At 62.8% G+C, this 15,750-nt stretch carries 15 protein-coding genes; 8 read left to right on the top strand and 7 right to left on the bottom strand.

The window, feature by feature from the left end:
- Positions 1-66: 66 nt before the first annotated feature.
- A complete protein-coding gene (locus tag ACVI9W_RS22730; RefSeq protein WP_038609905.1) occupies positions 67-498 on the top strand; it encodes a hypothetical protein in 432 nt (143 codons plus the stop codon).
- A 55-nt stretch (positions 499-553) separates the two neighbouring features.
- On the opposite strand, the gene ACVI9W_RS22725 is transcribed toward ACVI9W_RS22730, so the two are convergent.
- Both ACVI9W_RS22725 and ACVI9W_RS22720 read right to left on the bottom strand, forming a co-directional pair.
- Positions 554-1,465, bottom strand: coding sequence for a c-type cytochrome (locus ACVI9W_RS22725; RefSeq protein ID WP_461531291.1), 912 nt, complete (start codon positions 1,463-1,465; stop codon positions 554-556).
- Positions 1,462-2,112, bottom strand: coding sequence for a c-type cytochrome (locus ACVI9W_RS22720; RefSeq protein ID WP_157192162.1), 651 nt, complete (start codon positions 2,110-2,112; stop codon positions 1,462-1,464). The genes ACVI9W_RS22725 and ACVI9W_RS22720 overlap by 4 nt, the downstream gene beginning before the upstream one ends.
- A gap of 242 nt (positions 2,113-2,354) precedes the next feature.
- Between ACVI9W_RS22720 and ACVI9W_RS22715 the strand changes: the two genes are divergently transcribed.
- On the top strand, positions 2,355-3,083 hold the full coding sequence (locus tag ACVI9W_RS22715; protein ID WP_461531290.1) for a DUF899 domain-containing protein: 729 nt from the start codon (positions 2,355-2,357) through the stop codon (positions 3,081-3,083).
- Positions 3,084-3,090: 7 nt separating this feature from the next.
- Here the strand turns inward: ACVI9W_RS22715 and ACVI9W_RS22710 are convergent, their stop codons facing one another.
- A complete protein-coding gene (locus tag ACVI9W_RS22710; protein WP_461531289.1) occupies positions 3,091-4,233 on the bottom strand; it encodes a DUF1624 domain-containing protein in 1,143 nt (380 codons plus the stop codon).
- A gap of 115 nt (positions 4,234-4,348) precedes the next feature.
- Positions 4,349-5,311: a bile acid:sodium symporter family protein gene (locus ACVI9W_RS22705; RefSeq protein WP_461531288.1), complete on the bottom strand. Its 963-nt coding sequence runs from the start codon at positions 5,309-5,311 to the stop codon at positions 4,349-4,351.
- A 79-nt stretch (positions 5,312-5,390) separates the two neighbouring features.
- On the opposite strand from ACVI9W_RS22705, the gene ACVI9W_RS22700 reads away from it, so the two are divergent.
- The 3 genes from ACVI9W_RS22700 to ACVI9W_RS22690 all read left to right on the top strand — a co-directional run bounded on the left by ACVI9W_RS22700 (position 5,391) and on the right by ACVI9W_RS22690 (position 9,278).
- Positions 5,391-6,203, top strand: coding sequence for an AraC family transcriptional regulator (locus tag ACVI9W_RS22700; protein WP_461531287.1), 813 nt, complete (start codon positions 5,391-5,393; stop codon positions 6,201-6,203).
- Positions 6,204-6,284: 81 nt separating this feature from the next.
- Entirely contained in the window at positions 6,285-6,662 is a 378-nt protein-coding gene (locus ACVI9W_RS22695; protein WP_461531286.1) for a hypothetical protein, read from the top strand.
- 3 nt (positions 6,663-6,665) lie between these two features.
- Positions 6,666-9,278, top strand: a complete 2,613-nt coding sequence (locus ACVI9W_RS22690) for a DUF4132 domain-containing protein (protein ID WP_461531285.1) — start codon at positions 6,666-6,668, stop codon at positions 9,276-9,278.
- A gap of 25 nt (positions 9,279-9,303) precedes the next feature.
- Here the strand turns inward: ACVI9W_RS22690 and ACVI9W_RS22685 are convergent, their stop codons facing one another.
- Positions 9,304-10,227, bottom strand: a complete 924-nt coding sequence (locus ACVI9W_RS22685) for a LysR family transcriptional regulator (protein ID WP_461531284.1) — start codon at positions 10,225-10,227, stop codon at positions 9,304-9,306.
- 133 nt (positions 10,228-10,360) lie between these two features.
- Here ACVI9W_RS22685 and ampC point away from each other — a divergent pair, with 133 nt between their 5' ends.
- Positions 10,361-11,527: a class C beta-lactamase gene (ampC, locus tag ACVI9W_RS22680; RefSeq protein ID WP_461531860.1), complete on the top strand. Its 1,167-nt coding sequence runs from the start codon at positions 10,361-10,363 to the stop codon at positions 11,525-11,527.
- Between the two features lie 5 nt (positions 11,528-11,532).
- On the opposite strand, the gene ACVI9W_RS22675 is transcribed toward ampC, so the two are convergent.
- Both ACVI9W_RS22675 and ACVI9W_RS22670 read right to left on the bottom strand, forming a co-directional pair.
- Positions 11,533-12,156, bottom strand: a complete 624-nt coding sequence (locus tag ACVI9W_RS22675) for a glutathione S-transferase family protein (RefSeq protein ID WP_461531283.1) — start codon at positions 12,154-12,156, stop codon at positions 11,533-11,535.
- Positions 12,157-12,159: 3 nt separating this feature from the next.
- On the bottom strand, positions 12,160-12,954 hold the full coding sequence (locus ACVI9W_RS22670; protein ID WP_461531282.1) for a helix-turn-helix transcriptional regulator: 795 nt from the start codon (positions 12,952-12,954) through the stop codon (positions 12,160-12,162).
- 178 nt (positions 12,955-13,132) lie between these two features.
- Between ACVI9W_RS22670 and ACVI9W_RS22665 the strand changes: the two genes are divergently transcribed.
- Together ACVI9W_RS22665 and ppnN are read left to right on the top strand one after the other, a co-directional pair.
- A complete protein-coding gene (locus tag ACVI9W_RS22665) occupies positions 13,133-14,254 on the top strand; it encodes a DmpA family aminopeptidase (protein WP_461531281.1) in 1,122 nt (373 codons plus the stop codon).
- 85 nt (positions 14,255-14,339) lie between these two features.
- Positions 14,340-15,713, top strand: a complete 1,374-nt coding sequence (gene ppnN, locus ACVI9W_RS22660; protein WP_157192153.1) for a nucleotide 5'-monophosphate nucleosidase PpnN — start codon at positions 14,340-14,342, stop codon at positions 15,711-15,713.
- Positions 15,714-15,750: the final 37 nt, after the last annotated feature.

Here is a 15,750-nt window from a genome sequence, read left to right as displayed (position 1 = left end):
TCGACATCCGGCAGCGCCAAACACTGGTATTGTGCGCCCCCGCCAAGACTATTCAGGGAAAATACATTGACCGCTGAACAACACCTGACCTCGGACCTGTTCGAAGTCGACAAGCGCCTGGGCCTCAAGCCCGTGGTGGATTTCAACACTTACCTGGAAAAGGCCTTCGGCGACGGTCCCTGCCGTTGCAGCCGCTGCCTGGCCGCTGCCGGCGATGAGTCGGGCTACGAGCACGCCCACAGCTTCGAGCTGGCCGGGCAAAAACTGCATCGGCGCTTTGCCACCACTGCGGGCAGCGACGTGCTGATGGTGCTGAAAAAAGCCTGGCTGTCGTACACCAAGGCCGAACTGCCGGCGCTGGGCAATCTTGACCTCGATACCTTGCGCGCCTTCGTCGAGCCGCAGTTGCACAAGCGCCTGGTGCCGTTGCTGCTGGCCAGCGGCCTGGCCAGGGACGTTGACGGGCAACTGGTATTGCAGGCGCAAGCGGGCGATTGATCGTCATGGCGGTGGAGCTCCGCGACGTTGCGGACCGCTCCACCGCGCAGATCCTCTACAGGACGCCTTTACCGATCAGCACTCCATCAACCTTCTGCCCATACAGGTTGACGCCATCATTGGCGTGGTATTTGACCCGCGTCTTCTCGATCGAACCCTCCACCAGCCGCGGGTCCTGCGGCCGTTCATGACGGTTGATGAAGGCGGCGACATCCCAGGCCTGCTGATCGCTCAGACTTCCAGGCTTGCCCAGCGGCATGTTGTATTTGATAAAAGACGCCGCAGTGTTGATCCGGTGCATGCCCGCCCCCCAGTTGTACGAATCCTTGCCCCAGAGTGGCGGCATCACGTAGTCCTGCGCGACTTTCTGGCCCTGCCCTTCGGCACCGTGACAGATCGCACACTGCTGCTGATACACCTGCTCGCCACGCTTGAAGTCATACCCCTGCGCCGGCTGCGCCACCTCGGGATAGCCACGCCCCGGGGTTTCCACACCAATCGGCGCCTTGCTCGCCAACCAGTAGGCATACACCGATAGCGCCGTCATTTGCGGGCTGTCCGCGGCCGGTGGCGTACCGTTCATGCTGAACTGGAAGCAGCCCTGGATACGTTCGGCGAAGGTGTTGACCTTGTCGTTTTTCTTGCGATACGCCGGGTACATGGGATACGCACCCCACAGCGGCGCCGAATTGCCCAAACGCCCCTGATCCAGGTGACAGTTACTGCAATTGAGGCCATTACCGACCTTGTCCGGCATCAGGCGCTTGGTGTCGACGAACAGCGCATGGCCTTCGCGGACCATCTTGCCGAAGGCGTTGTCCGGCAATTCGCTTTCCGCCGGTGGCACAAAACCGGAGGCGCTGCCTGCCGCTGGCACCTTGAGCTGCGACTGGTCTTCCATGGCAATCGGTGCGGCGTGGGCGCTCCCCAGGGCCAAGGCCAGGGCTGCGAACATAAGGGGCTTCATGGCTTGACCTCCTGGCTGGCGGCACCGGCAAAGTAATCGGCCACCGCCTTGATTTCCTCATCGTTCATGGCCTTGGCGACGCCAACCATCAGCTGGTTAGGGTCGTTGCTGCGACTGCCATCGCGCCAGGCATTGAGTTGTGCCACAAGGTAGGCGGCAGGCTGATGGGCCAACGGCGGAAAATGCTCGCCCACCCCGACACCGCCGGGGCCATGGCATTGCACGCAGCCCGGGATCTGGCGACTCCAGTCACCGTACAGGGCCAGCTTCTGTGTGCTGTCAGCGGCCATCTGTTGCCTGCGGGTGTCTGCCACCGGCTCGCTTGGCATGGCTGCCAGGGTGCTGGTCACGGCCTGGATTTCCTCATCGCTGAGGGCTTTGGCCAGCGGCTCCATGATCGGGTTCTTGCGACTGCCACTGCGAAAATCATGCAGTTGCTTGCTCAGGTAAGCCGCCGGCAACCCGGCAAGGCGCGGGAAACCGGCTGCGGCCATGCCCTTGCCGTCGACACCATGACAGCCCAGACAGGCCATTGCGGCAGGGTTCTGCCCACCCTGGCTGAAGATTTTCTGACCGTCTGCGGCGTTGACGGCGGTGACTGAAAACAGCAGCAGGCTACTCATCAGGATTCGATCCAGTGGGATCATCACGGACTCCATTCTTTTGTTATAAGCTTAGGCTTATTTTTCATAAGCACATGGATAGTAGGCCTATCTGCCGTCAGCGACAACGCTGAAGCGGCGGAGAAAATGGCAAATCGCCAGCTGAAACGATTAGCGCGTACCGCCAGGGTTACCGCTCATCAGTCAGGCACACCGGTTGCGCCAAGCCTGTCGAATCCGCCCTCGCCCATACGACCATGAATACATTCCCCCGCAGGAGCGTAACCATGGACAACTACCGCAACCCGCAAGTGGTTTCCCGCAGTGAATGGCTCAGTGCCCGCCGACAGTTGCTGCTGCATGAAAAGGCCCTGACCCATCAGCGTGACGAACTCAGCAGGGCCCGTCGCGCCCTGCCCTGGGTACGGATCGAGCAGCACTACAGCTTCGAAGGCCCGCACGGGCACCTGAGCCTCGCCGACCTGTTCGCCGGCCGCAGTCAGTTGCTGGTCTACCACTTCATGTTCGACGAGGGCTGGAGCGAAGGCTGCAGCGGCTGCTCGTTCCTGGCCGACCACTTCGATGGCGCCAACTTGCACCTGGCCCACCACGATGTCTCGCTGGTGGCGGTGTCGCGGGCGCCCTTCGCCCGGTTCCAGGCGTTCAGGCAACGCATGGGCTGGAAGTTTCCCTGGGTTTCGTCCCACGGCAGCCCCTTCAACCGGGAGTTCGGCGTCAGCGTCAGCGACGACGGCAGCAGCCAGTACAACTACGAACCCTACGCGGGTAGCGAAACCGAACTGCCCGGTTTGAGCGTGTTCTATCGCGATGCCGACGGCACGATCTTCCACACCTACTCAAGCTATGCCCGAGGCCTGGACATCCTCGTCGGCGCGTACAACTTCCTCGACCTGATGCCCAAAGGGCGCAATGAAGAAGGCACCATGGACTGGGTGCGCCATCACGACCGCTATGAGGGCGCGGATGCCGACAAGTCCCAGTGCTGCCACAAGTAAACAGGGTTCAGAAGTACTTCAGCCAGGTCACATCCCGACGCCGCTGTTTCAGCGCCGCGAACCAGCGCGTCGGGTAATACAGGACCATCGCCAACAGCAGGCTGCACAGCCAGACACTGGCGAGCTGATCGAAACCGAAGTAATCGCCCTGGTTCCGCCCCCACAGCGCTACCGACATCAGGTACAGGGCCTTGAGCACGTACAGGTGCAGCAAGTAGAAGAACATCGGCGCAGCGCCGAACAGTGCCAGTAACGGCACCCAGAGTCGGGCTTGATAGCGCTCCAGCAGCGCCAGCAGCACCAGGCACATGCCCAGGGTGGGCAGCAGGAACATCAGCGATGGCGGATACTTGCGCGCACTGAGAAAGCTCATGCTGGTGCGCAGGGCATCACCGGTGGCGAGCCATGGCTGTTCGCCGTAGACATTCAGGTAACGGATGGCGACGAACGCCACCAGTAGCGCGATTCCCCCGCTCAGCAACAGCCTCAGCCGCCGTGCCGGGGCCATGCCTTGGGCAAACCAGGGTCCGGCGACCCAGCCCAGCAGGATGACGCCGATCCATGGCAGCACCGGGTAAGTGGTGCGGGCCCGGGTGACGCCGCCCAGGTCGATGAATTCACGCTGGTGCAGGATCGCCCAAGGTACAAACCAGGGTGACTCATGGTTCAGTACCAGTGAATCAAGCAGGTTGTGCCCGGCCACAATCAAGGCACCAAGGCCCAGCAACACCCCACGCGGCAGATACAGCGCGCCAGCCAGCACGATCATGCAGATGCCGATGCACCAGATCACCTGCAGCCACAGCGTCTGCGGCAACAAGGTAGCGTTCCAGGCCAGGTTGACCAGGGTCAGCTCCAGCAGCACCAGGAACAGCCCGCGCTTGAGCAGGAACAACGAGGTGTCCCGGCGGCTGTGCTTCTGGCTGTAAAGCCAGGCAGACAGCCCGGTCAGAAAGATGAACACCGGCGCGCACAGGGCGCTGAGCAGGCGGGTGAAAAACAGCTCGGGGGCAACGCTCAGGGCATCCATCGGATCACTGACCTGGCGGTGCAGAAAGAAGGTTTCGCGTACATGGTCAAGAAGCATGAACAGCATCACCAGGCCACGCAGGGCGTCGATCGATTGCAGGCGGGAGTGGTTGAAGGGCATGGGGGGCTCATGGCAGAAATAACGGTATAACATAACATTATTATCGCGGGACAAGCCCGCTCCTACAGGTTTTCATTCACCCTGTGGGAGCGGGCTTGCCCCGCGAATTACCGACTCAGGCACGGGCCGCGTACCGCTGCGCCAGCACCGCACACACCATCAGCTGGATCTGATGGAAGATCATCAACGGCAGGATCATCGCGCCGATGCCGCCACCGACGAACAGCACCTGGGCCATCGGCACGCCGGTGGCCATGCTCTTTTTCGAGCCGGCGAAGAGGATGGTGATGCGGTCTTCCAGGTTAAAGCCCAGCCACCGCCCCAATGCACTGGTGCACCACAGCACCACGGCCAGCAACAGGCAACAGACCAACACCAGCCCGGCCAAGCGCAACGGCGCCACCGCATGCCACAGGCCGCTGACCACCGCATCACTGAAGGCGGTGTAGACCACCAGCAGGATCGAACCCTGATCGACGCTCTTCAGCCAGCGCGTATTGCGTGCCACCCACGGGCCGATCCAGCGCCGCGCCAGTTGCCCGGCAACAAAGGGCACCAGCAACTGCAGGACAATCTTCAGCACCGCCTCCAGGCCCGAACCGCTGTCGCCCTCCACGCCCATCAGCAGCACCACCAGCAACGGCGTCAGGGCGATGCCCAGCAAGCTCGACGCCGCTGCGCTGCAGATCGCCGCCGGGACGTTGCCGCGGGCCAGCGAGGTGAAGGCGATCGCCGATTGCACCGTCGCCGGCAACGCGCACAGATAGAGCACGCCCAGGTACAGTTCATCGCCCACCAGTGGCAGCAGCAACGGCTTGAGCGCCATGCCCAGCAGCGGAAACATCACGAAGGTGCAGGCGAACACCAGCAGGTGCAGGCGCCAGTGTCCAGCACCGGCCGCCACCGCTTCACGCGACAGCTTGGCCCCGTGCAGGAAGAACAGCAGGCCGATGGCCAGGTTGGTCAGCCAACCGAACAGCACCGCCCCATCGCCTTCGCAGGGCAGCAAGGTGGCCAGCAGAATCACCCCGAGCAGGGCCAGGGTGAAATTGTCGAACAGCATCCGCAGGTACTTCATGGTCGATCCTGACTTGTTATTGTGGCGCGCCAGACGATAAGGTCTTTGCACCTACTTCACTAACGCCAGAACCCCTGCAGTGTCGCCAAACGGACAACCCAGCCTGCCCGAACCGCAGCGCCTCGAACACCTGACCCGGCTGCCACGCCCGGTCTACGGTCACGTCCAGGCGTTGCCCAACATCGTCCTCGGCTACCGCCATGCGCACCCTTGGGGGCAGTTGTCCTACGCCATTGGCGGCGTGCTGCAAGTGCATACCGACCGGGGTTTCTACCTGGTGCCACCGCAACGCGCCGTGTGGGTCCCGGCGCAGGTCCAGCACCGGGTCAGCTGCCAGGGCGACACCTGCCTGCGCAGTCTCTACCTGGAGCACGCGCCCGCCGGGTGGTCGGCCAGCCAATGCCGGGTGATCGCTATCAACCCGTTATTGCGCGAGTTGATCCGTACCTTCAGCGAGCTACCGGTGCACTACGATCCGCAGGGTGCCGATGGGCGTCTGGTACAGGTGCTGCTCGATCAGCTGACAATGGCGGGCGAACAGCAGTTGATGTTGCCGCTGCCCCAGGACCAACGCCTGCGTGCATTGTGCAGCCACCTGCAGGCGCAACCTGACGCGGCAACCAGCCTGGGTGAATGGGCGGCACAGGCGGCGGTGTCGGAAAAGACCCTGAGCCGGCTGTTCCAGCGCGAAACCGGTTTGAGCTTCAGGCTCTGGCGCCAGCGCATGCGCCTGTTGAACGCACTGCCGGCGCTGGAGCGTGGTGAACGGGTCACCGATGTCGCCCTGGCCTGCGGCTATGATTCGCTGTCGGCGTTCATCGCCGCGTTCGGCAAACAGTTCGGCGCGCCGCCGGGGGCATTCTTCCGAACACGGCAGAGCAGCGTGTTGTAAACACAGAACCTTCGATCTGCTTGCCCAACCTGCTACCCTTTTGCCCGCCTGCCAAGCCTCATGCCAGAAAAAGGAGTTTCCATGGCAACGCTCACCGTGCGCGACGAAACCGTTTCGGGGGAAGTCTTTGAAGCTTTCGCCCTGCACTTCCCCAACGCCACCATCACCGTGCGCCAGCTGATCCGCGAACGGGTTCACCAGGAGGTCCTGCTGCATACCCGACAGCGTCTGGTGGTTCCCACTGCACTGGAGGCCAGCCTCAACAGTGCGCGTCAGGCCACTGAACAGCCACCGGTGGACTGGCGCAAACAGGTTGACATCGCCTGTCAGGCCTTTGAACGCAACGGCTTCGTCATCCTCCTCGATGAACACCAGGCCGAGCACCTCGACGATATCCTGATCATCCGCCATGACAGCGTGGCCAGCTTCATCAAACTCACTCCTTTGGTAGGCGGCTGAGCCATGGCACTCGAACAACTCCGGGCTTTTGTCCACGATTTCCCGCAAACCGACCTCGGCGCCGTCGAGCACCTCGCGCCGGATGGCTATCCGTTGCTGGCCAGCAGCGAGCTGCGCCACGAACACCAGTTGATCAGCACACTGCTGCCGCAGCTGCAGAGCATTGACGGCCGTCCCGAAGCGATCTACCAGGCGCTGGGAGCACTGCCCGCCGTGCAGAGCCTGGCGCAGCCGCAACAACGCGTGCGTCTGGTGCTGGCACTGATCGAACGGATCGTGGCCTACGATGGCGGCCTGAGCAGCGCTGCGCTCAACTATGAGTTCACCCATAGTTTCGACAAGGGGATCATGCCGGCGCTGGTCAGCCTGTTGATGCAAACCGACGAGGTGCTCGAGCAGGTGGCCGTGCCGGTATTGCAATGGATTACCGGCTACCGTTTTGCCTATGACCACGTCGTGCCGATGCTCACGGTAGTCAACTGGGCCGTTGCCAGGCAGCACCTGCCAATGCCCGACGCGCTACGCCAGCTGCTCAGGCTGCTGCGCAGCCAATGCACCGATAGCGACCATTACGGCAACGCGGTCAGGTACGGCAACATCGCCGAACATCTACAGGCAAAGCTCGACCCACTGCTGGGCAACGGCGTCTGGCAATTACTGGTGCCCTGCGAACACTGGACGCAGCTGGCCGTCAATGAACTGCAAGCGTTGCCTGCCGATCGCAGCGAGCCCTGGCTGGCGTTGCTCCGTCAGGCCAGCACCGCCACCGCAGCGCGGCCTTCGGCAAAGTGGCTCAAACACGCCCGCGCGCTGGTGACGGACGTCGGTGAAGCGCCGCTGCGCGCTGCCCTGTTGCGCTGGTTCGCCCACATCGATAGCGGACGCACCGGGGCGCTGCTGTGCGACCGCTGGAACGAGATCGATGATCGCGCGCGCATGAGCGAAAGCAACGCCACGATACTGCGTGGTCTGCTGTGGATGACACCGATGCTGGCCGACAGCGAGCTGACCCGGGCACTCGCGCGGGTGGCCTTGAGCGCCTACCGCAAAGTCCGCGGCATCGGTGCCCGGGCGCCCAAGGTCGGCAACACCGCGGTGTATGCCTTGGCGTCGATTGCGACGACCGAGGCCGTTGGCCAGCTGGCCTTGCTCAAGGCCCGGGTCAGGCTCAACAGCGCCCAGAAAGAGCTGGAAAAAGCCTTCACCAGCGCCGCCGAAACGCTCGCCCTGCCCCGTGACCAGATCGAAGAGCTCAGCGTACCCAGCTACGGCCTGGAACAGGTTGGCCTGCGCCGCGAACAGCTGGCCGACGGTGCTTACCTGGCCGAGCTGCGCGTCGACGGCAAGACGGTGAGCCTGAACTGGTTTCATGCCGATGGTACGCCACAGAAATCGGTGCCGGCCAAGGTCAAGGCCGAATGCCCTGAAGCCCTCAAGGAACTGCAAGCCGCGGCCAAAGACATCGCGCTCATGCTCACCGCCCAGGCAGTGCGCCTGGACACCCTGTTCCTGCTGGAAAAGCACTGGCCGCTCGAACAATGGCAGCAGCGCTACCTCGATCACCCGCTGGTCGGCACCCTGGCCCGGCGGCTGATCTGGGAGATCCGCGAAGACGGCCAGTGCCTTGCGGTGTTGTTCGCCGACGGTGGCCTACAGACCCTCGACGGCCGCAACGTCAGTTTTTCCAGCGCGGCTGAAGTGCGTCTGTGGCACCCCATCGAGCGAACGCTGGAAGAGGTCCTCGCCTGGCGCGAGCGCATCGAAGCCCTGCAGATCACCCAACCGTTCAAGCAGGCGCACCGGGAGGTCTACCTGCTGACCGAAGCCGAGCGCCGCACTGCGACCTACTCCAACCGCTTCGCCGCGCACATTCTGCGTCAGCACCAGTTCCATGCCCTAGCCACTGGCCGCGGCTGGCGCAACACCCTGCGCCTGCTGGTCGACGACAGCTACCCGCCGGCCACTCGCGAGCTGCCGGCCTATGGCCTGCGCGCCGAGTTCCAGGTCGATGGCATGGGCGACAACTTCGGCGTCGACACCAATGAATCCGGCACCTTCCTGCACCTGGGCACAGACCAGGTGCGCTTCTACGCCCGCGAAGGCGAAGATACCGCGCTGGCGCTGGACCAGGTGCCGCCACTGGTGTTGAGTGAGGTCATGCGCGACATCGACCTGTTTGTCGGCGTGGCTTCGCTGGCCAACGATCCGCAATGGGTCGACAGCGGGCCTGATGTTCGCTTGCGTGATTACTGGCAGCAGCATTCGTTCGGTGAACTGGGTGCCACCGCCCAGACCCGCAAGCAGCTTCTGGAAAAACTGCTGCCGCGCATGACCCGCCTCAAGGGCAAATGGGCCCTGCACGGGCGTTTCCTCGAAGTCACCGGCAAACTGCGCAGCTACAAGATTCACCTGGGCTCAAGCAACATTCTGATGCTGCCAAACGATCAGTACCTGTGCATCGTCCCCGATGCCAAAGCGCGCACTCAGTCCACGCCACAGTACTTGCCCTTCGAGGGCGATGCCATGCTGTCGATCATCCTGTCCAAGGCCCTGCTGCTCATTGATGATGACAAGATCAGTGACCCGGCCATCACCCGCCAGCTGGCGCTTGACTGATCCGGGAATGCCCATCAGCGCTCAGCTACTGACCTGCGCCAGCGCTGCCAGGGTCCTGTTGCCGTGCACTCTGCCCGGCCATCACGGTGCTGGCTAACCAGGCTTTGAACGCCAGCATCGCCACGCTCTCGGCGCGTGACTGCAAGCGCGTCAACCAGTAGCTGCCGGTGTTGATGCTCACGGCGAACGGCTGCTGGATTACGCCACTGGCCAACAGCCGTTCAAACATCGAGGGCGGTGCCAAGGCCACGCCAACACCTTGTTGTGCCGCCTCCATCATGCCCAGTGAAGAGTCGAAGACCACCGTGCGCGTGGGTCGGCTGGTACCGGGCATTCCTGCGGCCAGGAACCACTCATTCCATTCCTCGGCCCGGTAGGAGCGCAGCAACGTCTGCTGCAGCAGGTCTGCCGGCGAGCGCAACTGCGCCGCGATCTGCGGCGTACACAGCACTGACAACGGTGCATCGAACAGCGGCATGGCCTCGATACCGTGCCAGGCCCCACTGCCGTAGCGGATGGCATAGTCGAGTCCTTCGGCGGCGACATCCACGCGATTATTGTTGGTGGACAGGCGCAGGTCGATGTAGGGATAGCGCGCCTGAAAGTCGGCAAGGCGTGGCAACAGCCAGCCAACGGCGAAGGTACCCACCGCCCCCACCGTCAGCACCTCACGGTAGTGTCCCCCTTCGAAACGGTCCAGGACCTGGGCGATGCGGTCAAAACTTTCGCATAACACCGGCAACAGGGTTTCGCCCTCGCTGGTGAGCATCAGGCCACGGGGCAGGCGCTTGAACAGCGTGACCTTGAGCTGGGCTTCGAGACTTTTGACCTGATGGCTGACGGCCGCCTGGGTCACGCACAGCTCGATCGCTGCGCGGGTAAAGCTCAAGTGCCGCGCCGAGGCCTCAAAGGCACGTAACGCATTGAGAGGTAAATGCGGCCGAATCACTTGCTCCCCTTAATTTTTCTAATACCTGCTGCGAAATATCATTGTTTGTCGTGCAAGCACAAAGCGCCTAGATTGGCGGTCCCTGCTGCAGCCGGGCTGCCCTCTATCAACCCACATGGAACCGTGTCCGATGATGCATTACAAAACCAGGCTCAAGCCAGGGATTCTGTTAGCTGTAACACTTTGTATCGCTGCCGGCCAGAGTATCGCAAGCCCTCTTTCCGAAGCACAACTGGAGTCGACGGTAAGCGCTGCAATCCACCCGTTGATGCAGCAACAGGCCATCCCGGGCATGGCCGTCGCCATCAGCGTCAACGGCAATCAGCATTACTTTAACTACGGGGAAGCATCAAAACACAGCGGCCAGCCCGTCAGTGCCGAGACGCTGTTCGAGATCGGCTCGGTAAGCAAAACCTTCACCGCCACCCTCGCAGCCTACGCCGAGGCCAACGGCAAGCTGTCACTCAGCGATCCGGCCAGCAAGCACTGGCCTGAGCTGAAGGGCAGCGCCTTCGATGGCATCACCCTGCTCAACCTCGGCACCTACAGCGCTGGCGGCTTGCCGTTGCAGTTCCCCGAACAGGTCAAGGACCAGGCCTCGCTGCTCGACTACTACCGCCACTGGAAAGCCGACTATGCCCCCGGCACGCACCGGCTGTACTCCAACCCGAGCCTGGGCCTGTTCGGTTACCTGGCAGCAAAAAGCCTGGACACCCCGTTCGTGGAATTGATGCAAAAGCAGCTGCTCCCGCAACTGGGCCTGCTGCACACGTATGTTCAGGTGCCTGCGACACAAATGGGCCACTACGCCCAGGGCTATGACAAGGACGATCAAGCCGTGCGAGTCGGTCCGGGACCGCTGGATGCAGAAGCCTACGGGCTGAAAACCACGTCCGCCGACTTGCTGCGTTTTGTCGAGGCGAACCTGCAGCCGCAAAGCCTCAGCGCGCCGTTGCAACGGGCCATCGCCACAACCCAGACCGGCTATTACCGCGTAGGCGAAATGATCCAGGGCCTGGGCTGGGAGCAGTACCGCTACCCGGTCAGCCTGGATCAGTTGCTGGCGGGGAACTCCACTGCAATGACCCTTGAACCGCAGCGGGTAACCTGGCTGAAACCGGCCCGGCCGCTGCAGGACGACATGCTGCTGAACAAGACCGGCTCAACCAACGGCTTTGGCGCCTACGTGCTGTTCGTACCGTCGAAACACATCGGTATCGTGCTGCTGGCGAACAAGAACTACCCGAATGCCGAGCGGGTCAAAGTGGCCCATGCGATTCTCACCGCACTGGACCACTGACACCCTCAAGGCGTGCCGTTACGCCCATACAGGCGATAGCCCTCGCGTTCGTTCAAGCGCTCGTAATAGGCCTGCACCGCTGGCAGCGCAGGACGCTCCAGCGGGGTCTGGAACCAGCGGTTGACCGACAGGCCGATGGGAATGTCGGCCAGGGAAAACGCCTCGCCACTGACGTAGGCGCCGGTACGCTGCAACTGCTGCTCAAGGATGGTCATGTTGCGCGCCCAGTTGCGACACGCCGCTGCCAATGCCTCGGGATCCTGGTGCGCAGGTGACTTGCGCACCAGCGACATGAAGGCATAGCTCCAGGCCCCGTTGAGGTCGGTCGCCTGCCAGTCCATCCACTGGTCGACCCGCGCACGCAATCGCGGCGCCGCCGGATACAGCTGCTCGCCGCCATACTGGTTGACCAGGTAGCGCAGGATGCTGTTGGACTCCCACAAGACGAAATCGCCGTCTTCGATCACCGGCACCATGGCGTTGGGGTTGAGCGCCAGGAAGGCCTCGCTGTGGGTCGACTGAAAGCCCGAGCCCCAGTCTTCGCGTTCGAATGCCAGCCCCATCTCGGCACAGGTCCACAACACTTTGCGCACGTTGATCGATGAAGCCTTACCGAGTATTCGCAGCATCACTCACTCCTGTGGTTGCGGTTGCGTCAGCCGTTGCAGAAACAGGCTGAACAGTTCCGATTGGGATGAAACACCCAGCTTGGCGTACAGATTGCGGCGGTGCACTTTCACCGTTTCCTGGGAAATGGCCAGACGCTTGGCAATCGCTTTGCTGGAGTTGCCACGCAATACCAGACGGGCGATTTCCAGCTCACGGGCCGACAGGGTATCGCTGCCGAAATGCTCCAGCGCGCGCTCCACCGGGGTCACCTGAGCGTCATGTTCCTGGGTCGGGTTCTGCAGTTGCCAGTGCTGGCGCAACAACGCCAACAGCCAGGGCGCATACAGGGTCATCTGGCCCAGGTGTACAGTTTCAAAACGCTGGCTCGCGCCCAGAGAAATCGCCAGCCGCTGCCCCGGCGCCAGGTTAAGGATCAACTGTAGCTCGTCCTCGCCGATGGCCGAGCGAAAATAGTTCTGGAAATAGTCGCTCTGGCGAAATTCGTCCGGCGCCACCTCTTCCATGCGGTAGACGCCGTCGGCCAGGCCGTCCTGCATGGCCTGGTTGAACGGGTCGAGCAGGTACAGGCCACTGAGGTACAGCGGCATGGGCGACGGGGCATCGCTGAAACCGCGGTCGAACTCGGCCAGCACCACCGGCGCGCAGTCGTTCTCGGCAAAAATCACCAGGCCGTTGTCGAACGGCAGCATCTGGTTCAGCAGCATCAGGGTCTGTTGCCAGAACCCCGGCCGTCCCAACTCTCCGATCACCTTGGCCAGCCCATGATGATGGGCTGCTGCTTCGAATAGCGTCTGCACCGATAACTCCTGGGGGGTAACGATTGGGGGTAATCGCCAACGGCGGTCCGAGTTCCTAGACTCTGCATACCGGCACGCAGTATTGCGGTTGTCCGCCCCGTTTGTCATGCACGCCATGATCGCGGGGCAAACAGCGCAGCGAGCGGCCTTCGAACCTTCCCGATGGAGCAGTGAAGCAATGCGTATTCGTGACCTGGGCATTCGTATCGGCATGGGCAAACCCGGCGTCTTCAACGCCATCACCGATGTCCCTGGCGTGCGCGTCGGCCATCACACGATCCACCGCGAAAACGGCGAACAATCGGTACACACCGGCGTCACCGTGATCGAGCCGCGGCCGCAACCGGCGCACCTGCAACCGTGCTTCGCCGGCGTGCATGTGCTCAACGGCAACGGCGATGCCAGCGGCCTTGAGTGGATTCGCGAGGCCGGCCTGCTGACCACCCCGATCGCCTACACCAACACCCACAGTGTCGGCGTGGTCCGCGATGCGCTGGTGGCGGCCGAGCGTGAACTGGGCAAGCAACGCACCTACTGGTGCATGCCGACAGTGCTGGAAACCTACGACGGCGTGCTCAATGACATCTGGGGCCAGCATGTCACTGCCGAACACGTCCATGCCGCACTGGCCGATGCCCGCAGCGGAGCGGTGGCCGAAGGCTGCGTGGGCGGCGGCACCGGAATGATCTGCCACGAGTTCAAGGGCGGCATCGGGACCTCCTCGCGGGTACTGAGCGCTGAAGCCGGTGGCTGGACCGTCGGTGCCCTGGTGCAAGCCAACTATGGTGTACGTGAAGCCCTGCGGGTCGGCGGTTATCCGGTCGGCCAGGTGCTGGGCGAGCTGCCCTCGCCGTTTCGTGGCAGCGACAACATCGGTGAAGCCGGTATGGGCTCGATTGTCGTGACCCTGGCTACCGATGCCCCGCTGCTGCCCCACCAGTGCACCCGTCTGGCCCAGCGTGCCAGTGTCGGCCTGGCGCGGGTCGGTGGCGGTACCGAGGACACCAGCGGCGATATCTTCGTGGCCTTCTCGGTGGGCAACAGCGATCTGCCGGTGACCAATGTCGGCCGCCCGGGCGTACCGACCACCACGGTGCAGATGGTCAACAACGACCATATCTCGGCCCTGTTCAGCGCCGCTGCCGACGCTGTCGAAGAGGCCATTCTCAACGCGATGCTGGCCGCTACCGACCTGCAAGCCAATGGCCAGCAAGCGCTGGCGCTGAAACCCGAACAACTGCTTGAGGCCCTGCATGCCGTCGGCTGGAAAGCCGATCCGCGCGCCGCAGAGCGCTCCTGACTGACAAGACACTCGTTGCTGCGACAATTTGTCGGTATGGTGCTATTCAGAAGATGGACGTTTACCCGCTCACAGGAAACCCAGAATGCCCCAACGTGAAGTTATCAATGCATCTGTCAGCCCAAAAGGCAGCCTGGAAACACTGTCTCAACGAGAAGTACAGCAACTGAGTGAAGCCGGTTCCGGCAGCCTGTACACCCTGTTCCGCCAGTGCGCGCTGGCAATCCTCAACACCGGCGCGCACGTCGATAACGCCAAGACCATCCTCGAAGCCTACAAGGACTTCGAGGTGCGTATTCACCAGCAGGATCGCGGCGTGCGCCTGGAGCTGCTCAATGCCCCGGCCGATGCCTTTGTCGATGGCGAGATGATCGCCAGCACACGCGAAATGCTCTTCAGCGCCCTGCGCGACATCGTCTACACCGAAAGCGAGCTGGCCAGCCAGCGCATCGACCTGGAAAGCTCCCAGGGCATTACCGACTACGTCTTCCACCTGCTGCGCAACGCCCGCACCCTGCGCCCGGGCGTGGAGCCGAAGATGGTGGTGTGCTGGGGCGGTCACTCGATCAGCACTGAGGAATACCAGTACACCAAGAAGGTCGGCCACGAGCTCGGCCTGCGCAAGCTGGATGTCTGCACCGGCTGCGGCCCCGGCGTGATGAAAGGGCCGATGAAGGGCGCGACCATTGCCCATGCCAAGCAGCGTATGAGCAGCAGCCGCTACCTGGGCCTGACCGAGCCGGGCATCATCGCCGCCGAAGCGCCCAACCCGATTGTCAACGAGCTGGTGATCCTGCCGGATATCGAAAAGCGTCTTGAAGCCTTCGTGCGCGTCGGCCACGGCATCATCATCTTCCCCGGTGGCGCCGGGACTGCCGAAGAGTTCCTCTACCTGCTCGGCATCCTTATGCACCCGGACAACCGCGACCTGCCGTTCCCGGTCATCCTCACCGGGCCGAAAAGCGCCGAGCCGTACCTGCAGCAGCTGCACGCCTTCGTCCAGGCCACCCTCGGCGACGAGGCCGGCAACTACTACCAGATCATCATCGACAACCCGGCCGAAGTGGCCCGACAGATGGTTGAGGGCCTCAAAGAGGTCAAGCAGTTCCGCCGCGAGCGCAACGATGCGTTCCATTTCAACTGGCTGCTGAAGATCGAAGAAAGCTTCCAGCGCCCCTTCGACCCGACCCACGAGAACATGGCCGGCCTGCAATTACGCCGTAATCTGCCCGCCCACGAACTGGCCGCCAACCTGCGCCGGGCGTTCTCCGGCATTGTCGCCGGCAACGTCAAGGACAAGGGTATCCGCCTGATCGAAGAAAAAGGTCCGTACGAGATTCATGGCGATTCGGCGGTCTTGCACCCGTTGGGCAAACTGCTGGAAGCCTTCGTCGCCCAGCACCGCATGAAGCTGCCCGGAGGCGCCGAGTACGTGCCCTGCTACCGCGTCGTGACCTGATTCCTGCCCTCCCCTGAGTTGCGGGCACAGCCTGTGC

The organism is Pseudomonas sp. 210_17 TE3656 (assembly GCF_054821965.1).
This window is presented reverse-complemented; position numbering and strand designations above follow the sequence as displayed.